At 73.3% G+C, this 22,099-nt stretch carries 17 protein-coding genes and 1 riboswitch; of the genes, 15 read left to right on the top strand and 2 right to left on the bottom strand.

Annotated elements, in window-relative coordinates; genetic code table 11:
- Nucleotides 1–30: 30 nt before the first annotated feature.
- From hpnC to OG553_RS04205, 8 genes are all read left to right on the top strand, one after another.
- On the top strand, nucleotides 31–963 hold the full coding sequence (gene hpnC / locus OG553_RS04240) for a squalene synthase HpnC (RefSeq protein WP_405982952.1): 933 nt from the start codon (nucleotides 31–33) through the stop codon (nucleotides 961–963).
- A complete protein-coding gene (gene hpnD / locus OG553_RS04235) occupies nucleotides 960–1,910 on the top strand; it encodes a presqualene diphosphate synthase HpnD (protein WP_405977665.1) in 951 nt (316 codons plus the stop codon). The genes hpnC and hpnD overlap by 4 nt, the downstream gene beginning before the upstream one ends.
- Before the next feature lie 361 nt (nucleotides 1,911–2,271).
- Complete coding sequence (hpnE, locus tag OG553_RS04230) at nucleotides 2,272–3,666, top strand: hydroxysqualene dehydroxylase HpnE (protein WP_405977664.1); 1,395 nt, start codon at nucleotides 2,272–2,274, stop codon at nucleotides 3,664–3,666.
- 56 nt (nucleotides 3,667–3,722) lie between these two features.
- On the top strand, nucleotides 3,723–4,823 hold the full coding sequence (locus OG553_RS04225) for a polyprenyl synthetase family protein (protein ID WP_405977663.1): 1,101 nt from the start codon (nucleotides 3,723–3,725) through the stop codon (nucleotides 4,821–4,823).
- Between the two features lie 114 nt (nucleotides 4,824–4,937).
- The gene (gene shc / locus OG553_RS04220; RefSeq protein WP_405977662.1) at nucleotides 4,938–6,968 is read left to right on the top strand and encodes a squalene--hopene cyclase; all 2,031 of its coding nucleotides are present in this window, start codon (nucleotides 4,938–4,940) and stop codon (nucleotides 6,966–6,968) included.
- Entirely contained in the window at nucleotides 6,968–7,615 is a 648-nt protein-coding gene (locus OG553_RS04215) for a 1-hydroxy-2-methyl-2-butenyl 4-diphosphate reductase (RefSeq protein WP_405977661.1), read from the top strand. The genes shc and OG553_RS04215 overlap by 1 nt, the downstream gene beginning before the upstream one ends.
- A gap of 6 nt (nucleotides 7,616–7,621) precedes the next feature.
- A complete protein-coding gene (gene hpnH / locus OG553_RS04210; RefSeq protein WP_405977660.1) occupies nucleotides 7,622–8,653 on the top strand; it encodes an adenosyl-hopene transferase HpnH in 1,032 nt (343 codons plus the stop codon).
- Nucleotides 8,650–10,053: an aspartate aminotransferase family protein gene (locus OG553_RS04205; RefSeq protein WP_405977659.1), complete on the top strand. Its 1,404-nt coding sequence runs from the start codon at nucleotides 8,650–8,652 to the stop codon at nucleotides 10,051–10,053. The genes hpnH and OG553_RS04205 overlap by 4 nt, the downstream gene beginning before the upstream one ends.
- A 69-nt stretch (nucleotides 10,054–10,122) precedes the next feature.
- On the opposite strand, the gene OG553_RS04200 is transcribed toward OG553_RS04205, so the two are convergent.
- A complete protein-coding gene (locus tag OG553_RS04200) occupies nucleotides 10,123–10,944 on the bottom strand; it encodes a tyrosine-protein phosphatase (protein ID WP_405977658.1) in 822 nt (273 codons plus the stop codon).
- A gap of 278 nt (nucleotides 10,945–11,222) precedes the next feature.
- A riboswitch (cyclic di-AMP (ydaO/yuaA leader) is annotated at nucleotides 11,223–11,425 on the top strand.
- A gap of 4 nt (nucleotides 11,426–11,429) precedes the next feature.
- On the opposite strand from OG553_RS04200, the gene OG553_RS04195 reads away from it, so the two are divergent.
- The 3 genes from OG553_RS04195 to OG553_RS04185 all read left to right on the top strand — a co-directional run bounded on the left by OG553_RS04195 (nucleotide 11,430) and on the right by OG553_RS04185 (nucleotide 14,746).
- The gene (locus tag OG553_RS04195; protein ID WP_405977657.1) at nucleotides 11,430–12,461 is read left to right on the top strand and encodes a LysM peptidoglycan-binding domain-containing M23 family metallopeptidase; all 1,032 of its coding nucleotides are present in this window, start codon (nucleotides 11,430–11,432) and stop codon (nucleotides 12,459–12,461) included.
- Nucleotides 12,462–12,624: 163 nt separating this feature from the next.
- Nucleotides 12,625–13,410 (top strand): SGNH/GDSL hydrolase family protein, encoded by a 786-nt coding sequence (locus OG553_RS04190; protein ID WP_405977656.1) that lies wholly within the window; start codon nucleotides 12,625–12,627, stop codon nucleotides 13,408–13,410.
- A gap of 133 nt (nucleotides 13,411–13,543) precedes the next feature.
- Nucleotides 13,544–14,746 carry an MBL fold metallo-hydrolase gene (locus OG553_RS04185; RefSeq protein ID WP_405977655.1) on the top strand — a complete coding sequence of 401 codons (1,203 nt, stop codon included), beginning with the start codon at nucleotides 13,544–13,546 and terminating at the stop codon, nucleotides 14,744–14,746.
- A 151-nt stretch (nucleotides 14,747–14,897) separates the two neighbouring features.
- On the opposite strand, the gene OG553_RS04180 is transcribed toward OG553_RS04185, so the two are convergent.
- Nucleotides 14,898–15,563: a guanylate kinase gene (locus OG553_RS04180; protein WP_405977654.1), complete on the bottom strand. Its 666-nt coding sequence runs from the start codon at nucleotides 15,561–15,563 to the stop codon at nucleotides 14,898–14,900.
- Between the two features lie 515 nt (nucleotides 15,564–16,078).
- Between OG553_RS04180 and ahcY the strand changes: the two genes are divergently transcribed.
- The 4 genes from ahcY to OG553_RS04160 are packed head-to-tail and all read left to right on the top strand — an operon-like array spanning nucleotide 16,079 to nucleotide 22,024.
- Nucleotides 16,079–17,545 carry an adenosylhomocysteinase gene (gene ahcY, locus OG553_RS04175; protein WP_405982951.1) on the top strand — a complete coding sequence of 489 codons (1,467 nt, stop codon included), beginning with the start codon at nucleotides 16,079–16,081 and terminating at the stop codon, nucleotides 17,543–17,545.
- 21 nt (nucleotides 17,546–17,566) lie between these two features.
- The gene (locus tag OG553_RS04170; protein ID WP_405977653.1) at nucleotides 17,567–18,538 is read left to right on the top strand and encodes a cupin domain-containing protein; all 972 of its coding nucleotides are present in this window, start codon (nucleotides 17,567–17,569) and stop codon (nucleotides 18,536–18,538) included.
- Between the two features lie 31 nt (nucleotides 18,539–18,569).
- Nucleotides 18,570–19,829 carry an aminotransferase class III-fold pyridoxal phosphate-dependent enzyme gene (locus OG553_RS04165; protein ID WP_405977652.1) on the top strand — a complete coding sequence of 420 codons (1,260 nt, stop codon included), beginning with the start codon at nucleotides 18,570–18,572 and terminating at the stop codon, nucleotides 19,827–19,829.
- The gene (locus tag OG553_RS04160; protein ID WP_405977651.1) at nucleotides 19,826–22,024 is read left to right on the top strand and encodes a hypothetical protein; all 2,199 of its coding nucleotides are present in this window, start codon (nucleotides 19,826–19,828) and stop codon (nucleotides 22,022–22,024) included. The genes OG553_RS04165 and OG553_RS04160 overlap by 4 nt, the downstream gene beginning before the upstream one ends.
- Nucleotides 22,025–22,099: the final 75 nt, after the last annotated feature.

The raw sequence follows: 22,099 nt of genomic DNA, 5'->3' as shown, positions 1-22,099 counted from the left end.
GGGCGGCGGGCGGTGACCCCCGGGCACGGCATCCGTACCGCGCCGCCGGCCGGCGAAGGCACCCCAGACCCGCTCCACGCGCGGGCCACCCTCGGCAAGGCCGCGGCGGAGAACTTCCCCGTCGCCCCCGCCTTCCTCCCGCGCGCCTGGCGCGAGGGCCTCATGGCGGTCTACGGGTACGCCCGCCTCGTCGACGACATCGGCGACGGCGACCTCGCCCCCGGCGGGCGCGACGCCGTCCTCCTCGGCCTCGACCCCGCCGCGGCCGACGACCGGCCCGCGATGCTCGACGCCTTCGAGGCCGACCTGCTGCGCGTCTACGGCGGCACCGACGGCCCCCCGCGCCACCCCCTGCTGCTGGCCCTCCAGCCCGTCGTGCGCGACCACGGGCTCAGTGCCGAGCACTTCCTCGGGCTCATCGAGGCCAACCGCCGCGACCAGCGGGTGACCCGCTACGAGACCTACGCGGAACTCCTGGACTACTGCGAGTACTCCGCCAACACCGTCGGCCGCCTCGTGCTGGAGCTCACCGGCACCAGCACCCCCGAGCGGATCCGCCGCTCCGACGCCGTCTGCACCGCCCTGCAGCTCGCCGAGCACCTCCAGGACGTCGCCGAGGACCTCGGCCGCGACCGGATCTACCTCCCGGCCGAGGACATGCGCCGCTTCCACGTCTCCGAGGCCGACCTCGGGGTCCCGTCCGCCGGTGCCTCGCTGCGGTCCCTGATCGCCTTCGAGGCCGGACGCGCCCGCGACCTGCTGGACGAGGGCCTCCCGCTGGTGGGCAGCGTCCACGGCCGGCTGCGGCTGCTCCTCGCGGGATTCGCGGGAGGGGGACGGGCCGCCCTGCGGGCGATCTCCGCCGCCGGCTTCGACGTGCTGCCCGGCCCGCCCAAGCCCACCCGGAGCCTCCTGCTCCGCGAGGTGGCCGCCGTCATGCGCACAGCGCCGAGAAAGGGGTGAGCCCGAACGTGGAGGGCCCCACACACGCGTCAGCACCGTCCGCGCACGTCCTCGCCGCCTACAGCTACTGCGAGGCCGTCACCGGCACCCAGGCGCGCAACTTCGCGTACGGCATCCGGCTGCTGCCCACCGACAAGCGGCAGGCGATGTCCGCGCTGTACGCCTTCTCCCGGCGCGTCGACGACATCGGCGACGGCACCCTCGCGCCCGACGCCAAGCTCGCCCGGCTGGAGGACACCCGCGCCCTCCTCGGCCGGATCCGCGCCGAGGAGATCGACGAGGACGACACCGACCCGGTCGCCGTCGCCCTCGCCCACGCCGCGCGCCGCTTCCCGATCCCCCTCGGCGGCCTCGACGAACTCATCGACGGCGTCCTGATGGACGTCCGCGGCGAGGAGTACGAGACCTGGGACGACCTCAAGGTCTACTGCCGCTGCGTGGCCGGGGCCATCGGGCGGCTCTCGCTCGGCGTGTTCGGCACGGTCGGCCCGGCCGGCCGCGCCGACGAGTACGCCGACACCCTCGGGCTGGCGCTCCAGCTCACCAACATCCTGCGCGACGTCCGCGAGGACGCCGGCAACGGCCGCACCTACCTGCCGGCCGAGGACCTCGCCAAGTTCGGCTGTGCCGAGGGCTTCCAGGGCGGCCGCGCCCCGGCCGGCTCCGACTTCGCCGGGCTGGTGCACCACGAGGTCCGGCGCGCCCGCGCCCTGTTCACCGAGGGTTACCGGCTGCTGCCGATGCTCGACCGGCGCAGCGGCGCCTGCGTGGCCGCCATGGCGGGCATCTACCGGCGCCTGCTGGACCGCATCGAGCGCGAACCCGAGGCGGTGCTGCGCGGCCGCGTCTCGCTGCCGCCCCACGAGAAGGCGTACGTGGCCGTGCGCGGCCTGTCCGGCCTCGACGCCCGCACGGTCTCCCGCCAGAGCATCCGGCGGCGGGCTTGAGGCCGCCCGTCCCGGGCACCCGCCCGGCGCCGGCCCGCCAGATCACTCCTCCCGGCGCCCCCACCCCGTCCCGGGGCCGCGCGGCGGGCTCCCGCCACCCCGGCGGCACCCGCCCGGCACCGGCCGGCAGCCGCCGGCACGCGGCACCCGCCCCGGCGCCGTCCGCGGCGGTCCAGGGCATCGCCGTCCGCGCCCGCGCGGCGGCTGCCTCCGGCCACGGCCCGGCGGGCACGGCGGGGCCCGGCACCCGCCCGCGGCACGCGGTCGCGCGGGCAACCGTTCCGGTCGCGGTCGCGTCTGTTCCTGCGGGCTTCGCAGCACCCTCCGGCCGGGCGGGCCGGCGTACCACCCGGGAGGCCTCATGAGCGGCAGCGCAAGCGGCGTCAGCGACCGACGCGCCGTCGTCATCGGCGGCGGCCTCGCCGGAGTCACGGCCGCGCTGGAACTCGCCGACGCCGGACTGCGGGTCACCCTCCTCGAAGGGCGCCCCCGGCTCGGCGGCCTCGCCTTCTCCTTCAAGCGCGGCGACCTGACCGTCGACAACGGCCAGCACGTCTACCTGCGCTGCTGCACCGCCTACCGGTGGTTCCTGGACCGCGTCGACGGCGCGGCCCTCGCCCCGCTCCAGGACCGGCTCGACGTACCCGTCCTCGACGTGGCCCACCCCCGCGGCCCCCGCCTCGGACGGCTGCGCCGCAGCGCGCTGCCCGTACCCCTGCACCTGGCCGCCTCCCTGGCCACCTACCCGCACCTCTCGCTCGCCGAGCGCGCGAGCGTCGGCCGCGCCGCCCTCGCGCTGCGCCGCCTCGACCCCGCCGACCCGGCCCTCGACGGCCTCGACTTCGGCACCTGGCTCGCCCGCTACGGGCAGTCCCCGCGCACCGTCGACGCCCTCTGGGACCTCGTCGGCATCGCCACCCTCAACGCCACCGCGGGCGACTCCTCGCTCGGCCTGGCCGCCATGGTCTTCAAGACCGGCCTGCTCTCCGAGAACGGCGCCGCCGACATCGGCTGGGCCCGGGTCCCGCTCGGCGACCTCCACGACACCCTCGCCCGCAAGGCCCTCGACGCCGCCGGCGTACGCACCGAACTGCGCACCCGGGTCACCGCGGTCACCCGTACCGAGGACGGCGGCTGGCGGGTCGACACCGAGGGCGAGTCCCTCGACGCGGGCACCGTCGTCCTCGCCGTACCGCAGCGCGAGGCGCACGGCCTGCTGCCCGCCGGAGCGCTGGCCGACCCGGACAAGCTCCTCGACATCGGCACCGCCCCCATCCTCAACGTCCACGTCGTCTACGACCGCAAGGTGCTCAAGCAGCCCTTCTTCGCCGCGCTGGGCACCCCCGTCCAGTGGGTCTTCGACCGCACCGACGCCTCCGGACTCACCGACGGCGGCCAGTACCTGGCCCTGTCCCAGTCGGTCGCCCAGGACGACATCGACGAGCCCGTCTCCGTCCTGCGCGCCAAGTACCTGCCCGAGCTGGAGCGGCTGCTGCCGGCCGCGCGCGGCGCGAAGGTACGGGACTTCTTCGTCACCCGCGAGCGGACCGCCACCTTCGCCCCCAGCCCGGGCGTCGGCCGGCTGCGCCCGGGCCCCCGCACCGACACGCCGGGGCTCTACCTCGCCGGTGCGTGGACCGCCACCGGCTGGCCCGCGACCATGGAGAGCGCCGTCCGCAGCGGCCTCGGCGCGGCGCACGCCGCGCTGGCCGCTCTCGGCCGCCCCCGCGAACACCCCCTGCAGGAGGCGGTATGAGCACCACTACCACCAGCACCACCGGCACAGCACGTACAGGAACCAGAGGAGAGCCAGTGAACCCGGGGAACCCGGCTGTCGAGAACACGGATGCCGGCACGGGCGCGGCCGGAGGGGGAGCGGAGAAGTCCGACACCCTCGCCCTCCTCGAACGCGGCCGCGACCTGTCGGCCCCCGTGCTCCGCGCGGCGGTGAGCCGGCTCGCGGCGCCCATGGACACGGTCGCCGCCTACCACTTCGGCTGGATCGACGCCCAGGGCAACCCGGCGGACGGCGACGGCGGCAAGGCCGTGCGCCCCGCCCTCGCGCTGCTCTCCGCCGAGGCGGCGGGCGCCGCCGCCGAGGTCGGCATCCCCGGCGCCGTCGCCGTCGAGCTCGTCCACAACTTCTCCCTGCTGCACGACGACCTGATGGACGGCGACGAGCAGCGCCGCCACCGCGACACGGTGTGGAAGGTGCACGGCCCCGCCCTCGCCATCCTCGTCGGCGACGCCCTGTTCGCCCTCGCCAACGAGGTGCTGCTGGAACTCGGCACCGCGGAGGCCGGCCGGGCCACCCGCCGCCTGACCACCGCCAGCCGCAAGCTCATCGACGGCCAGGCCCAGGACATCTCCTACGAGCACCGCGAGCGCGTCAGCGTTCAAGAGTGCCTGGAGATGGAGGGGAACAAGACCGGAGCCCTGCTCGCGTGCTCGGTGTCGATCGGCGCGGTGCTCGGCGGCGCCGACGACCGCACCGCCGACAAGCTGGAGGAGTACGGCTACCACCTCGGCCTCGCCTTCCAGGCCGTCGACGACCTCCTCGGCATCTGGGGCGACCCCGAGTCCACGGGCAAGCAGACCTGGAGCGACCTGCGCCAGCGCAAGAAGTCCCTGCCCGTCGTCGCGGCCCTCGCCGCGGGCGGCCCCGCATGTGAGGAGCTCGGACGGCTGCTCGCGGCCGACGCCAAGAGCAACGACTTCGAGAACTTCTCCGAGGAGGAGTTCGCCCACCGCGCCGCCCTGATCGAGGCCGCCGGCGGCCGCCAGTGGACCGCCGACGAGGCGCGCCGCCAGCACGCGATCGCCATTCGAGCGCTCGACGACGTGGACATGCCGCAGCGGGTGCGGGAGCAGCTCGTGGCCCTCGCCGACTTCGTCGTCGTGCGCAAGAGGTGATCTCCGCCGGAAAGTGGATATGAATCGCGAGTCGCCGGACGGGGGCCCTTCCTAGGCAACCCCCGACCGACGGCAGACCCGGGCACAGCCGAAGCTCTGTTCGAAGGGGAAGCCATGACAGCGACGACCGACGGCGGCGGTGCGATCACCGGCGGCGCGGATCCGCGACACCACCGCACGGCGGCCCCGGCCGCCGCTGCCGCCGGCCCGTCCGGCGGCGCCCCCGGCCTGCGCAAGGGCGTACGGGACGCCGCCGACCGGGCGACCGCCGAGCTGCTCGCCCGCCAGGACCCGGCGGGCTGGTGGAAGGGCGACCTGGAGACCAACGTCACCATGGACGCCGAGGACCTGCTGCTGCGGCAGTTCCTCGGCATCCGGGACGAGACCGTCACCCGGGCCGCAGCCCTGTTCATCCGCGGGGAGCAGCAGGGCGACGGCACCTGGGCCACCTTCCACGGCGGACCGCCCGAACTCTCCGCCACCATCGAGGCGTACGTCGCCCTGCGGCTGGCCGGGGACCCGCCCGACGCCCCGCACATGGCCCGCGCCTCGGCCTGGATCCGGGCCCACGGCGGGATCGCCGCCGCCCGGGTCTTCACCCGGATCTGGCTGGCCCTGTTCGGCTGGTGGAGCTGGGACCGCCTGCCGGAGCTGCCGCCCGAGCTGGTGTTCCTGCCGCCCTGGGTGCCGCTGAACATCTACGACTTCGGCTGCTGGGCCCGCCAGACGATCGTCCCGCTCACCGTGGTCTCCGGGCTGCGGCCGGTCCGCCCGGCCCCCTTCGCGCTCGACGAGCTGCACACCGACGCCCGTGACCCCAGCCCCGTCAAACCCCTTGCCCCGCTGGCCAGTTGGGACGGCGCCTTCCAGCGGATGGACAAGGCCCTGCACCTCTACCGGCGCGTCGCCCCGCGCCGGCTGCGGAAGGCGGCCATGGCCGCCGCCGGCCGCTGGATCATCGAACGCCAGGAGAGCGACGGCTGCTGGGGCGGGATCCAGCCCCCCGCCGTCTACTCCGTGATCGCCCTCCACCTGCTCGGCTACGACCTGGAGCACCCGGTGATGCGGGCCGGGCTGGAGTCCCTCGACCGCTTCGCCGTCTGGCGCGAGGACGGCGCCCGGATGGTCGAGGCCTGCCAGTCCCCGGTCTGGGACACCTGCCTCGCGGCCATCGCCCTGGCCGACGCCGGCCTGCCGCCCGACCACCCGGCCCTGGTCAAGGCCGCCGACTGGATGCTCGGCGAGGAGATCCGCCGCCCCGGGGACTGGGCCGTGCGCCGGCCCGGACTCGCCCCCGGCGGCTGGGCGTTCGAGTTCCACAACGACAACTACCCCGACATCGACGACACCGCCGAGGTGGTCCTGGCGCTGCGCAGGATCCGCCACCCCGAGCCGGCCAGGGTGGAGGCCGCCGTCGCCCGCGGGGTGTCCTGGAACCTCGGGATGCAGTCGAAGAACGGCGCCTGGGGCGCCTTCGACGCCGACAACACCAGCCCCTTCCCCAACCGCCTCCCCTTCTGCGACTTCGGCGAGGTCATCGACCCGCCCTCGGCGGACGTCACCGCCCACGTGGTGGAGATGCTCGCCGCCGAGGGCCGGGCCGCCGACCCGCGCACCCGCCGCGGCATCGCCTGGCTGCTGGCCGAACAGGAGCCGGAGGGGGCCTGGTTCGGCCGCTGGGGCACCAACTACGTGTACGGGACGGGCTCGGTGGTGCCCGCCCTCACCGCCGCCGGGATCGCACCTTCGCACCCCGCCGTCCGGCGGGCCGTGCGCTGGCTGGAGTCCGTCCAGAACGAGGACGGCGGCTGGGGCGAGGACCAGCGCTCCTACCAGGACCGCTCCTGGGCCGGGAAGGGCGCTTCCACCGCCTCGCAGACCGCCTGGGCCCTGATGGCCCTGCTGTCGGCGGGGGAGCGGGACGGCCGGGCCGTCGAACGGGGCCTCGCCTACCTCGTGGAGACCCAGCTGCCCGACGGGACCTGGGAGGAGCCTTACTTCACCGGGACCGGCTTCCCCTGGGACTTCTCCATCAACTACCACCTCTACCGGCAGGTGTTCCCGCTCACCGCCCTCGGCCGCTACCTCCACGGAGAACCGTTCGGCCCGGAGCGGCGCAACGCCCCGCCCGCGGGGGAGTCCTGATGCCCGCCGGGCCCGCCGGGGCCGACCCCCCGCCGCCGCTGCTGGTCGCCTGCGCCCTGCGCATCGAGGAGGCGGCCCTGCGCAGCGCGGGCCGCGCGGCCGGAGGGGGCGGCACGGTCCTGCGCACCGGCATGGGGCCGCGCGCCGCCGACCGGTCCGTGGCCCGCGCCCTGGAACGGCCCGGGATGCACCGGGCGGCCGTCCTCGCGACCGGGTTCTGCGCCGGCCTGGTGCCCGGCATGCACCCCGGGGACCTGGTCGTCGCCGAGGAGACCCGGGACCCCCGAGGGGCCGTCGCCTGCACCGGCACCGCCCTGCTCGCCGAGGCACTGGCCCGCGCCGCACCCGGCCGGACCGTGCACACCGGCGCACTGACCGGATCCGACCACGTCGTCCGCGGCCAGGAGCGCGCGCAGCTGCGCGCCACCGGCGCCGTCGCGGTCGACATGGAGTCCGCGGCCACCCTGTGGACCGCCGCGGCACCGGGACGCCCCGTTGCGGCCGTCCGGGTGGTCGTGGACGCTCCGGAGCACGAGCTCGTCCGTATCGGCACGGTTCGAGGTGGAATATCTGCCTTCCGTGTACTACGTGCCGTACTGCCCGCGTTTTACGAATGGCACCGTTCGTTGCTGCTTCCCAGGAGGTGAATCCAGATGGCCATGCCCCTGCGACAGTCCATCAGGGTCGGGACCTATCTTCTCGAACAGAAGCTCCGCAAGCGCGAGAAGTTCCCGCTGATCGTCGAGCTGGAACCGCTCTACGCCTGCAACCTCGCCTGCGAGGGCTGCGGGAAGATCCAGCACCCGGCCGGAGTGCTCAAGCAGCGCATGCCCGTCGCCCAGGCGGTCGGCGCCGTCCTGGAATCCGGCGCGCCCATGGTCTCCATCGCGGGCGGCGAACCGCTGATGCACCCGCAGATCCACGAGATCGTGCGCCAGCTCGTGGCCCGGCGGAAATACGTCTTCCTCTGCACCAACGCACTGCTGCTCCGGAAGAAGATCGAGAAGTTCACGCCCTCCCCCTACTTCGCCTTCGCCGTCCACATCGACGGACTGCGCGAACGCCACGACGAATCCGTGGCCAAGGAAGGCGTATTCGACGAGGCCGTCGCCGCGATCAAGGAGGCGAAGCGCCGCGGATTCCGGGTGACCACCAACTCGACCTTCTTCAACACCGACACCCCGCAGACGATCATCGAGGTACTGAACTTCCTCAACGACGACCTCCAGGTCGACGAAATGATGATCTCTCCCGCCTATGCCTACGAAAAGGCGCCCGACCAGGAACACTTCCTCGGCGTCGAACAGACCCGGGAACTCTTCAAGAAGGCCTTCGCCGGCGGCAACCGCCGCCGCTGGCGCCTCAACCACTCCCCGCTCTTCCTCGACTTCCTCGAAGGAAAGGCCGATTTCCCCTGCACGGCCTGGGCCATCCCCAATTACTCGCTCTTCGGCTGGCAGCGCCCCTGCTACCTGATGAGCGACGGCTACGTGCCCACGTACCGGGAACTCATCGAGGACACCGACTGGAGCAAGTACGGCCGGGGCAAGGACCCGCGCTGCGCCAACTGCATGGCGCACTGCGGCTACGAGCCCACCGCCGTCCTCGCCACCATGGGCTCCCTCAAGGAGACCCTGCGCGCCGCCCGGGAGACCGTGGCGAGCAACCGGGACGCGTCGGCATGACCGCCGGACAGGGGGCGCGGCGGGGCTTCGACCTCGCCGCGCTGCTCGCCGAGCGCGGCGGGGAGCGCTACGAACTGCACGCCCGCCACCTCAACCACCAGCTGCCCCGCATGCTGCACACCATCGGCTTCGACAAGGTATACGAGCGCGCCGAGGGTGCCCACTTCTGGGACTCCGAGGGCAACGACTACCTCGACATGCTGGCCGGGTTCGGGGTGATGGGCCTCGGCCGGCACCACCCGGTCGTCCGCCGGGCCCTGCACGACGTCCTGGACGCCCAGCTCGCCGACCTGACCCGCTTCGACTGCCAGCCGCTGCCCGGACTGCTGGCCGAGAAGCTGCTGTCCTACAGCCCGCACCTCGACCGCGTCTTCTTCGGCAACAGCGGAACCGAGGCGGTGGAGACCGCCCTGAAATTCGCCCGGTACGCCACCGGGCGGCCCAGGATCCTCTACTGCGACCACGCCTTCCACGGGCTGACAACCGGCTCCCTGTCGGTCAACGGTGAAGGCGGCTTCCGCGACGGGTTCGCCCCGCTGCTCCCCGACACGAAGATCGCCCTCGGGGACCTCGCGGCCCTGGAACGCGAACTCGCGCGCGGGGACGTGGCCGCCTTCGTGGTCGAGCCGGTCCAGGGCAAGGGGGTGCACGCCGCCCCGCCCGGGTTCCTGCGGGCCGCGCAGGAGCTGCTGCACCGGCACAAGGCCCTCCTGATCGCCGACGAGGTGCAGACCGGCCTCGGACGGACCGGGGACTTCTACGCGTACCAGCACGAGCCGGGCGTGGAACCGGACCTGGTGTGCGTGGCCAAGGCCCTCTCCGGCGGGTACGTGCCCGTCGGCGCGACCCTGGGCAAGGACTGGATCTTCCAGAAGGTCTACTCGTCCATGGACCGGGTGCTGGTGCACTCCGCCAGTTTCGGTTCCAACGCCCAGGCGATGGCGGCCGGGCTGGCGGTCCTGTCCGTCATGGAGGACGAGCGGGTGGTGGCCAACGCCCGGGCGACGGGCGACCTGCTGCGCGGGCGCCTGGCGGCGCTCGTGGACCGGTACGAGCTGCTGCACGAGGTGCGCGGACGCGGACTGATGATCGGCATCGAGTTCGGCAGGCCCACCTCCCTGGGGCTGCGCAGCCGGTGGGCGATGCTCCAGGCGGCCCGCAAGGGCCTGTTCGCCCAGATGGTCGTGGTGCCTCTGCTGCGCCGGCACCGGATCCTCACGCAGGTCTCCGGGGACCACCTGGAGGTCATCAAGCTGATCCCGCCGCTGATCGTCGACGAGGCGGACGTGGAGCGGTTCCTCGGGGCCTTCCAGGAGGTCATGGACGAGGCGCACGGCGGGGGCGGGCTGATGTGGGACTTCGGCCGGACCCTGGTCAAACAGGCGGTCGGCAACCGCTGAGGCGCGGGCGCGACGGCGCCGGAGGGGCCCTGGCGGGTCCCCTCCGGCCGTCCGGGCAGCCCTCGCGGGTCAGCCCTCCAGGAGCCGGTCCCGCAGCCGCTCCAGCGACTCGGGCGCGAGCGCGAGACCCTCCGAGAGGTAGGGCTCCACCCCGCCCCACTGCTCGTCGATGACGGCGAAGGCCGCGAACAGGTACTCCGCCCGGGCGTCGAACAGCGGAGCCAGCAGCTCCATCACCTCGGGGGAGCGGGACTCGGGCTCGTCGCTGCCCCGGCGCACCCGGTAGCGGTTGTGCGGGGCGTTGGACTCCAGGTAGTCCGCCACGATCGCCTCGCGCTCCACGCCCAGCGCGAGCAGGGTCACCGCGACCGACAGCCCGGCCCGGTCCTTGCCGGCGGCGCAGTGCATCAGCGCCGGCACGCTGTCCCGCGCGAGGGCGTGCACGACGCGGCCGTGTTCGGCGGTGCGGGTGCGGATGATCGTCCGGTACGAGTCCGTCATGCGGGCGGCGGCCCGGCCCTCGCCGAGGAGGCCGCGGAGCTGCTCCAGCCGGCCGTCGCGGACCATCTTCCAGAACTCGCGGCCGTCGGCCGGGTCCGTCAGCGGGATGTTCACGTTGCGCACGCCCGGCAGTTCGACGTCCGGGCCCTCCAGGGCCTGGTCCGCTCCGTTGCGGAAGTCGAAGACGGTGTGCAGCCCCAGCGAGCCGAGGAACTCTGCATCGGTTTCGGTGGCATGCGCCAGATGTCCGCTTCGAAACAGTCGTCCCGGCCTGACCCTCCGTCCGTCCGTGGTCGGCAGGCCGCCCACGTCGCGGAAGTTGCGCACTCCGGTCAGCTCCGCGCCGGGCTCGGGCCGGGCCGGAAGGGGCTGGGGTATCTGCTGGGTCACGTGTACTCCTCCGCGTGGGTCCGTGGTGTCCGAATTGGTCTGGTTGGGAACAACTTGCCATATGTGGAGGCGAGATCGGGCCGGGCCCCGTGAGCCAGATCATACGGTGACCGTGCGTGCCTGATCGCGGAATCCGAATTGCCTTGTGGGGGCGGTTGTTGATGGTGCGGAATGGACGCAGGGTGACCGGAATTCCGTTGATCCCCCATATCTGCGAATCCGTCAGGGAATTCGCGGCTTGTTGCCCGGTGCCCCGCTCGATTACCTTCGCGATCGATCCGGGTGGACCGCCTAATCCTGCCGCCGCCCGGGAACCGCACCCGACCATCGCGCGCGGCAGGAGCGGGGGAACCAGGTAGGCCGCTGTTCCGGATCTTCTCCGGCGCAGCTAGGGGTGAAGCCGAAACCGTGCCCAGCACGTACGGCCGGACATCTCCAGTCCGAACCCGACAGCTCACCTCGCAGGCGCCGGAGAGGAATTCGCCATGCCCGGAAAGGGTAAGCATCGCCGTCCGAAGTCCCGTTCGATATCCCGCGGCTTCGCCGTCGCCGGGACCGGCGGAGCGGCCCTCGCGCTCCCCCTGATGGGGGCCGCCGGCGCCAACGCCGCCCCGGCCGCCCCCCAGGCCGCGTCCGTCCCCGCGCAGGGCGCGCAGGCCCCGGGGGCCCTCCGCGCCGCGGCCCCGGCCGCCGGGTCCGCCGCCGCGGCCCCCGCCGCCGCGCCGACCTCCTACACCGTCGTGCCGGGCGACTACCTCTCCAAGATCGCCGCCGAGCGCCACATCGAGGGCGGCTGGGAGCAGCTGTACGCCGACAACCACGAGGCCGTCGGCGAGGACCCGTCCCTCATCCACCCCGGCCTGAAGCTGACCCTCGTCGGCGGCCGGGACGCCGCCCCCGCCCCGAAGGCCCCTGCGGCCCCGGCCGAGGGATCCTCCAGCGGTACTCCGTCCGGCTCCGAGGACCTGGGCGACAAGGCCCGGGCACCCAAGGGCACGGGCAAGACCACCGCCGGCAAGCCCTCCCGCACCTCCGGCGGCGCGGCCGCCCAGGGCTCCGGCGCCGCCGCCAAGAGCGAGAAGGCCGCCGCGCCAGCCGCGCCCGCCACCGCCGCCGGTTTCACCTCCCCCGTCGCCGGCGGCGTCTCCACCCAGTACCGCGTGAGCGGCGCCATGTGGTCCTCCGGCTACCACACCGGCGTCGACTTCATCGCGAGCACCGGCACCACCGTCCGGGCCGTCGGCGCGGGCACCGTGGTTTCCGCAGGCTGGGGCGGCGCGTACGGCAACCAGGTCGTCATCAAGCACGCCGACGGCAAGTACTCCCAGTACGGCCACCTCTCCTCGCTCTCCGTCTCCGCGGGCCAGAGCGTCACCGGCGGACAGACCATCGGCCTCTCCGGCGCGACCGGCAACGTGACCGGCCCGCACCTCCACTTCGAGATCCGCACGGGCCCGTCCTACGGCTCCGACATCGACCCGCTCGGCTACCTCCGCTCCAAGGGCGTGAGCATCTGACGGCACCCGCCGTCGGCACGAGAACACGCGTGGGGCCGGGACCCGAGGGGGGTCCCGGCCCCACGTGTACTTATTCCTTATCCCCCGCGTGGTATAGATCACGGTCCGTCAACCCCTCATTACGTTGGCGTAGGTTGGTTGCCAAGGTGAAGGATGTCTTCCTGTGGCAGCGACGAAGACGACACTGAAGACCATCGGCTCGTACGCGGCGATCGGGGACAGCTTCACCGAAGGCGTGGGGGACCCGGGACCCGGGGATTCCTATCTTGGCTGGGCGGACCGGCTCGCCGTGCTCCTGGCCGATCAGCGCGACGAGCACGACTTCCGGTACGCGAATCTGGCCGTGCGGGGCAAAGTACTCGACCAGATCGTGGCCGACCAGATCCCGAGAGCCAAGGAACTCGCACCCGACCTCGTCACCTTCTGCGCGGGCGGAAACGACATCATCCGCCCCGGCAGCGACCCGGACGACGTCGCGGAGCGGTTCGAGGCGGCCCTCGCCGACCTCAAGGCCTCCGTGGGCCTCGTGATGATCACGACCGGCTTCGACACGCGGGGCGTACCGGTCCTCAAGCACCTGCGCGGCAAGATCGCGACGTACAACGTGCACGTCCGCGCCATCGCCGACCGCTACGACTGCCCCGTCCTCGACCTCTGGTCCCTCAAGACCGTCCAGGACCGCCGGGCCTGGGACGGCGACCGCCTCCACCTCTCGCCCGAGGGCCACACCCGCGTCGCCCTGCGCGCCGCACAGGTCCTCGGTTACGAGGTGCCGGCCGACCCGGACCAGCCCTGGCCGCCCGTCCCGCCGCGCGGCTCGGTGGACGTGACCCGCGACAACATCCAGTGGGCGCGCGAGCACCTCGTGCCGTGGATCGGCCGCCGGCTGCGCGGCGAGTCCTCCGGCGACCACGTCGAGGCCAAGCGCCCGGACCTGCTGCCGCTGTAGCGGCCCCGGGCGGGGGAGGGGAAGCCCCGGGTGGCGCTCACGACACCGCGCGGCGGAATCCTCCGGGGCCGGTGTGCGTTGGGATGGTCGTAGACGTACGACCGTCCCATCCTGCACCTTCCCAGGAGGCGCCTTGACCGGCTCCCTTCCCCTGCGTCCCCGGCTGCGCGCCCTGCGGCCCGAAGCCTTCGGCGCGGACCCGTCCGGCGCACGGCTGGAGCGGATCCTGCGCTCGCCGAACTTCGCCGACGGCGTCTTCCGGAACCCGGTCGGGGCCCGGACCAGACCTTCCGGATCGATGGCGGAGTTCGCCAAGATCTACTTCCACAAGGAGCAGCGGGCCCGGCGCAGCCCGGCCGCCTCCGTCCCCGTACACCCGACCACCCTCGCCGACCTGGCCAAGCCGCCGGCGAGCGGACTGCGCCTGACCTGGATGGGCCACTCCAGCGTGCTCGCGGAGATCGACGGCCGCCGCGTCCTCTTCGACCCCGTCTGGGGCGACCGCTGCTCCCCGTTCCCCTTCGCCGGACCCAAGCGGCTCCACCCCGTCCCGGTCCCGCTGGCCTCGCTGGGCGCCGTCGACGTCGTCGTGATCTCCCACGACCACTACGACCACCTCGACCTCCCCACGATCAAGGCGCTGGCCGGCACGGACACGGTCTTCGCCGTCCCCCTCGGCGTCGGCGCGCACCTGGAGCGCTGGGGCGTCTCCCCGGACCGGCTGCGCGAACTCGACTGGAACGAGGCCACCGAGGTCGCCGGACTCACCCTCACCGCAACCCCCGCCCGGCACTTCTGCGGCCGGGGCCTGCGCAACCAGCAGTTCACGCTGTGGGCCTCCTGGGTGGTCAGCGGCGGCGGGCACCGGATCTTCCACAGCGGCGACACCGGCTACTTCCCGGGCTTCAAGGAGATCGGCGCCGAGCACGGCCCGTTCGACGCCACGATGATCCAGATCGGCGCGTACTCGGAGTACTGGCCCGACATCCACATGACCCCCGAGGAGGGCCTGCGGGCCCACCTCGACCTCCAGGGCGGGGCTCCGGCGGGGACGCTGCTCCCGATCCACTGGGGCACCTTCAACCTGGCCTTCCACGCCTGGGCCGAACCCGCCGACTGGACGCTCGACGCCGCCGGGGACGCGGGCCAGCGCATCGCCGCCCCGCGCCCCGGCGAGCCCTTCGAGCCCGCCGGCAAGCTGCCCGTCGACCCCTGGTGGCGCCCGGTCTCCACCCCCATCGCCCGCCCCTGGCGCGACCCGAAGCCGGCGGACCCGGCGGGCCCGGCGCCGAGCGGGCCCCGGGCGGGTGACCTGGACCTCGCGGGAGAGCGCTGACCCCGCAGGAGCGCGAGCGGGCCGTCCTGTCGTCGTGCGTACGCGGATCCCGCGTACGACGACAGGACGGCCCGGCGCTCGGCCGCCACCCCCGCCGACCGGAAGCAGCGGCTGCGGGGCGGCCCCGGCGCGCAGGGCCGGCCCGCAGGGGTCAGTAGTAGCGCAGCAGCGTCGGCTCGGCGTGGCGTGCGTACGCCCCCAGCGCCAGGCCCTGGTGAGCGAGCCGGGCCTTCTCCGCCCGGCGGATCGCCAGCAGGGTGCCCAGCGCCTCCTCGAAGTCGTCGTTGACGACGTGGTAGGCGTGCTCCGCCACGAAGTTGAAGTCGCGCAGCGCCATCGTGTGCCGCAGCTCCCGCTCCTCCTCGTTCTCACTGCCCCGGCCCGCGAGCCGCCGGTCCATCATTTCCACGCTGGGGGCCATGACGAAGATGCCGACGGTCTGTTCCGGGAAGCAGCGCCGGAGGTTCAGGTAGCCCTCGGGGCAGTAGTCGAGAAGCAGGTCCTGGCCCCGGCCGAGCGCCTCCTCAAGGGGAGCGCGCAGGGTGCCGTAGTACTCGTCGAAGGACGGGTGGATCCACTGCGCGAACTCGCCGTTGCCGGCCATCTTGAGGAACTCGTCACGGGAGACGTGGTCGTAGTGTTCCTCGCCGGCTCCGGGCCGGGGCCGGCGCGTGGTCACGGACCGGGTGGTGACCAGCGTCGGATCGGACTCGGCCATGGCGCGCGCCAGTGAGGTCTTCCCCGTGCCCGAAGGCCCGGACAACACGAACAGGCAGCCGGTGGGGCGGGTGAGGAACGGCTTGGGATCGACTGGCATGACTGGTATTCACCTCGTGATTCAAGGAACGCATGTCGGCGAGTGCCGTGGGCCGGGGCTCACGGCACTCGCCGAAGGATCAGAGTGCGGCTCAGCGGCCGGACTTGACCTTGTCCAGGCGCGGGCGGAGGCCCACGGCGTGGTTGCGCATTTCGAATCCCCCTCTCCATATCCGGTGAGAAGACCACTGCCCGGGGAATTCCGGTAGCGGCGTTCTCTCTGCAACGAGCATTCCCGATGCCCCGCTCCGGGGCCAAGGGGTTGTCCAGATCCGGAAACACGGAAACGCCACCGGTGCCGCATGCCCCGCGCATTTTCCGGTGGGGCGTGGCGATTTCCAGGGGCTCGCACGCTCCGGCCGGTTGCCAGTTCCATCGGGCAACGGGAAACCCCTTGAGCCCGGGTGGTCCCGGAGTGACGCTCCAGGAGATGACCACAGAAGAGGGGAAATGCCACCCATGACCTCGGCAACGAGCGAGAGCGCGCAGTCGACCGCGCAGTCGGCCCTGGACGCAATGCCGCGTGCACCCCTCGGTGAAAGAGGCGCGGGCCCGGACCAGCGGGTGGCGGACCTGTCCCTGGCATTCCGCGGCCGCACCGAAATCCGCCTGGCGGAGAACGAGATGCCGGGGCTGATGGCACTGCGGGAGCAGTACGCGGGGCAGGCGCCGCTGTCCGGAGCCCGGATCACCGGAACGCTGCACATGACGGTCCAGACCGCGGTGCTGATCGAGACGCTGGTCGCGCTGGGCGCGCAGGTGCGCTGGGCCGGATCCAACGTGCTCTCGACCCAGGACGCGGCGGCGGCCGCCGTCGCGGTGGGTCCCGGAGGCGGCCGCGACGACCGGCCGGGCGTTCCGGTGTTCGCCTGGAAGGGCCAGAGCGCCGAGGAGTTCTGGTGGTGCGTCGAACGCGCGCTGTGCTGGCCCGACGGTTCGGGGCCGAACATGCTCCTCGACGACGCGGCCGGTTCCACCCTGCTGCTCCATCAGGGCGTCGCGTACGAGCGGGCGGGCGCCGTTCCCGCCGCCGGGCCGGACGACGACGAGATGGACACGGCCCTGCTGCGGCTGCTGGCCGCTGTCCAGACCACCGCACCGGGCCGGTGGAGCGCCATGGCCGCGGGTATCCGCGGGGTCACCGAGGAGACCACCACGGGCGCCCACCGGCTGCGCCGGCTGGCCGCGTCGGGGTCCCTGCTCTTCCCCGCGATCAGCGTCAACGACTCGGTGACGAAGTCGAAGTTCGACAACATCTACGGCTGCCGGCACTCCCTGATCGACGGCATCAACCGGGCCACCGACGTCCTGATCGGCGGCAAGACGGCGGTGGTGTGCGGTTACGGGGACGTGGGCAAGGGCTGTGCGGCGGCGCTGCGCGGCCAGGGCGCGCGCGTGGTGGTCACCGAGATCGACCCGATCTGCGCGCTCCAGGCCGCCATGGACGGCTACCAGGTCGCGACGCTGGACTCCGTGGTGGAGCGCGCCGACATCGTGGTGACCACGACGGGCAGCCGGCACGTCCTCACCGCCGGGCACCTCGCGCGCATGAAGCACCAGGCGATCGTCGGGAACATGGGCCACGCGGAGGGCGAGATCGACCTCGCGCAGCTGGCCGCGGTGCCCGGCGTCCAGCGGGAGACGATCAAGCCGCAGGTGGACGAGTGGACGTTCGAGGACGGGCACTCCCTGATCGTGCTGTCCGAGGGGCGGTTGCTGAACCTGGGCAACGCGACCGGACACCCGAGTTTCGTGATGTCGAGCTCCTTCGCCAACCAGGTCCTCGCGCAGGTCGAGCTGTACACCGGCGTCCGCAGCTACCCGCTCGGCGTGCACGCCCTGCCCAAGCACCTCGACGAGAAGGTCGCCCTGCTCCACCTGGACGCGCTGGGGGCCGAGCTGACCCCCCTGAGCGAAGCGCAGGCCGAGTACCTCGGCGTACCGGTGGGCGGCCCGTACAAGCCGGACTCGTACCGCTACTGATGGATGTGGGGTGTCTCACGCATGTCTCGAACCGATGACCTGACCCGGTGGCTGGGCCTGGAGCCCTGCGCCGACGGAGGCTGGGCGAGTGCTCCCGGCGGGCACGACTTCTACGACGGGAGCCTCCTGGACCAGCGGGTCATGGCGTTCCGCACCCGGCTGCTGGACGCCGACCGCCCCCGCACCGGCTGGCGGCGCACGGACGCGGACACCGTACTCGTGCGCCATCCGCCGCACGGGCCGGACACCGTGCTGCGGCTGTGGACCAGCGACGGGCGGGGGCGGCCGACCGCCCGCCCGCTCGGCGGTCACCCGTCCCCGGACGAGCCGTTCCAGCTGACCGTGCGCGGCGGCCAGTGGTACGCCCTGGAACTGCTGGAGGGGGAGGCCGGGCTCTGGAGCGAGGCCGTCGTCCCGGGCATCGCCTTCGGGGAGGGCACGCAGCCGGCGGCTCCCCGGCCGCCCACGGCTGGGGAGGCGGAGCAGCGGGACGGGCGGCGGGCCGGGTCGGACGGGCAGCCGTTGCACGAGCTCCTCGGGCTCACCCCCCATGTCGAGGGCGGCTACTTCCGCCAGTACTACGAGTCCACCGCCGGCCTGGAGACGCCCCGGGGGCGGCGACCGCTGGCGAACACCATCCACTACCTGCTCGACCGGGACTCACCGGTCGGATACCTGCACCTCAACAGAGCCCACATCACCCACTTCCTGAACTCGGGCGGGCCCATCCAGTACCTGATGCTCTCGCCCGACGGCGAGGTGCACGAGGTGGTCATGGGGGAGGACGCGGCAGCCGGTCAGGTCCTGGTCTTCACCTGCCCGGGCGGCTGGTGGAAGTCCAGCCGCCTGCCGGAAGACGTCTCCCACGGGCTGATCAGCGAGATCGTGGCGCCCGGATTCGACTTCCGGGACCAGTCCCTCGCCAGCGCCGACCGGATCGCCGAACGGTACCCCGCCGCCATCGGGCGGCTGCGCCCGTCGATCCGCGGTTGAGACGGCGCCGCACCCAATCACTGGAGATCTGATGAACGACACGACGCACGGGCGGTTCCCCGCCTCCGAAAAGCTGCTGGCCCGAGCCGAGCGGGTGATCCCCGGCGGTGTCTGGGGCCACAACAAGTTCCCGGCCGTGTACGACCCCACGGAGTACCCGTGGTTCGCCGAACGCGGCGAGGGTGCCCGGCTGAAGGACGTCGACGGCAACTGGTACGTCGACTTCATGTGCGGCTACGGCACCATGGTCAACGGCTACGCCCGCCCCGAGGTCGACAACGCCGTCATGGAGCAGGCCCGCTCCGGCGACTGCCTCAGCCAGGCCACCGCGCGGTCGGTCGAACTCGCCGAGCTGCTCGTGGACACGGTGGACGGCGCGGCCTGGGCGGCCTGGGGCAAGGGCGGCTCCGACGCCACCTGGATCGCCCTGCTCACCGCGCGGGCGCACACCGGGCGGACCATGGTGGCCTGCGTGGACGGCGCCTACCACGGCTCCCACGGCTGGTGCGCGTGGTGCAACCCGGGCGAGGGCCGCCGGCCGTCGGACTCCCACGACGTGACGACCCTGCGCTGGAACGACGTCGCCGGGGTGGAGCAGCTCTTCGCCGAGCACGGCCCCCGGCTGGCCGCCGTCGTCATCACGCCCTTCCACCATCCGATCGCCGGCACCGCGGTCCTGCCCGACCCGGCGTGGCTGCGCGCCCTGCGCGAGCACTGCGACCGCGCGGGAACCCTGCTCATCTCCGACGACGTCCGCGCCGGGTTCCACCTCGATCTGCGCGGCTCGCACGCCTACTTCGGCTTCCGGCCCGACCTGGTGGCCTTCTCCAAGGCGCTGGCGAACGGCTGGCCGATCGCCGCCGTCACGGGCACCGAAGCGCTGCGGGAGGCCGCCGCAGGGATCTTCGTGGCCGGCACCTACTGGAACTCCGGCTCCTCGATGGCCGGCGCGATCGCCAATCTGCGGCTGATGAAGGAGGAGCGCAGCGTCGAGCGGATGCACGCCTCCGGCGGGAAGCTGGTGGCGGGCCTGCTCTCGCTCGGCGAGCTGAACGGGGTGCCGCTGAGGGTCTCCGGCCCGGTCACGATGCCCACCGTCACCGTGGACGGTGATCGGGACTTCGCCTGGATGCGCCGTTTCGCGGTCCACATGGCGGCCGAGGGATCCTTCGTCCACCCCATGCACAACTGGTTCGTCTCGGCCGCCCACGACGACGAGGTCATCGAGCAGAGCCTGGACCACGCGGCACGCGCGATCGTACGGGCCCAGGAAGACCTGGGCGGCGCGTGAGCACCGTCACCGTCACCATCACCGGAGAACTGGACGCCGACCGCCTCGTCTCCTGGATGTCCGGCGGGCCGGACGACCTGCGGGTGACCGTGACCGGCAGTGCCCCGACCGTGCTGCGCGTCGACGGCACGGACCTCGACCTCGACCTCGGCCTCGCCGTGCCCGACCGGCTGCCCTGCGAGGCCGCCTGGTGGGTGGCGTCGGTGATCCGCCGCCGGCTGCGCCGGGTGCCCGACGCCGAGGCCTGCGCCTCCCCGGGCCTGGAGTCCGTCCTGCGCACCGGCCGGTGGCGGCACCCCGACCCGCCGCCGGACCCGGTCGACGCCGCCGGCGTGGTCCTGTTCAAACCCGGAATGGCCGTGGGCCCGCAGACCCTGCGGGAGCTGGCCCAGCGGCTGGCCGAATGCGGCTACCGCGCGGACCGGGCCCGCGTACTGGAGGACGAGGAGATCGCCCGTGGCGGTCTCGCGGCCGACCACTACCTCCCGCACGCCGAGCTGGCCCGGCGCGGGTCGCTGACCGCCGAGGAGCGGATCGCCTTCCTGCGGATCTACGACCGGCCGGAGTTCCGGCGCCGGTTCGGCGCCCGGCCGCAGGACCTGAGCGTGGAGTGCGCCTACGAGCTGCTCGCCGGCGGGCGGCTGTCCGCCGGGCAGATGGAGGAGTGGAGCACGGCCTCCGCCGAACTGCGCGGGCTCGACAGCGGGGCCGTGGACGGCCCGAACGAGATCGGCGACTGCCTCTTCGTCAACGTGTACCAGGATCCCGCGGCCAAGGACGGAGAAGCCGTCGTCGTCGTCAACCCCCACATGCCGGGGGTGCTCGGACACCTGGAGGGAACCGGCCACCGGGCGGTGGCGGTCCTGGTGGCCCCGGCCGGTGAGCGGCCGTTGGACTGGGCACGGATGCGCCGCGAGTTCTGCGGGGTCACCGACCCGGCCCGGGCCCTGCCCGGCAGTCTGCGCGGGGACGCCCTCACCGGCCTCTTCCCGTTGCGCGGACCGGCGGGCGAACCGGTGCGCCGCACCAACAACGGAGTGCACCTGAGCAACGGCGCCGTCGAGGCCCTCCAGGACGCGCGCACCTGGTTCGGCCTGCCCGCCGCGCAGACCGTGACCGGGCAGGCGTTCCTGGCGTCCGGGCTGGACCCCGATGCCGTGCTGGCCCGTCCGTTCCTCGAACAGGCCGGCCGGCGCCGGGCCGTGGCGAGCGTGACCGACGGCCTCGCATCCGCCGCGGCGGTCGCCGCGTTGACACCGGCCCGCCTCTGCGAGGTGGACGATTTCCCGGGCAGCGCCGAGAGCGTACGGCGGGTGGATCTGGCCTGGGGTCTGGCCGACCGGCTCGGAAAGGAACCAGGGGCGGTCGCGGTGCTCGCGACCGGCTCGGTGGGGCGCAACCTCGCCTGCCCCGATTCCGACCTCAATCTGCTCGTCCTCGTACGGCAGGGGCGGGCCGGGTCCGCCCGGACACGTTCCGTCCGCCGGACGGTGGACGGAGTGGCGGTGACGGTCGAGCGGCTCGCGCTCGGCCGGGCCGAGCTCCTGACCGGAGGCCGGCACATCGCCTCCGCGAGCTCGTTCGCCGTTGCCGCGCACCGGATGGGCCTCGCAGCCAGGTTCGGCGGTCTGCCCCTGGTGGATCCCGAGGGGCACGGCCGGCGCCTGGCCGAGCGGGCCGCACGGCAGGAGGCGCCGCCCGCATTGCTGGCCGCCTGGCTGGAGGACGTGCTGCGCCGGGTGGAGCCGGCCCGCCACACCGGGCCGGCCGGATGGGAGGAGGCCCGTACGGCCGCCTACGCGCTCGCCGTCGCCGCGCTGACCGTCGGGCCGACCCGCTTCCACAAACCCAAGTGGGTGCCCGCGGACCTGCGTTGCGCCGGGCGGCCGGAGCTCTGGGACCTGCTGCGGCACGCGTGGCAACTGGGAGAGCCGGACGAGGCAGGGGTGCGGGCGGAGATCCAGGAAGCGAGCAAGGCCGGCGGCGCCGACCGCCGTGTCCTCGCCGACGCCGGCAGCCTGCTGGCCGCCGGGCGTCTCACCGACGCCCTGTTCTGCGCCCGTCACGCCGCCTCCGCGCGGAGCGGGGGAGCGCGTACCGGGCGGCCGGTCCCGGGCGGCCCCCCGGCAGCGCTCACCGAGCGGCTCGCCGAATACACGGGGAAGGAGATCGAGAAATTGTTGTCCATCGACTAGGAAACGGACAACCTCTTGATGATCTCCGTCTGAGGCGCAAAACTTTGTTGCGAGGGGGAAACCGCTCCGGAAAAC

Origin of the sequence: Streptomyces sp. NBC_00158, from assembly GCF_045160885.1 — a bacterium.
Classification (GTDB): Bacteria; Actinomycetota; Actinomycetes; order Streptomycetales; family Streptomycetaceae; genus Streptomyces.
The sequence above is the reverse complement of the archived record's forward strand: the minus strand, read 5'-3'. Positions and strand labels throughout refer to the sequence as shown.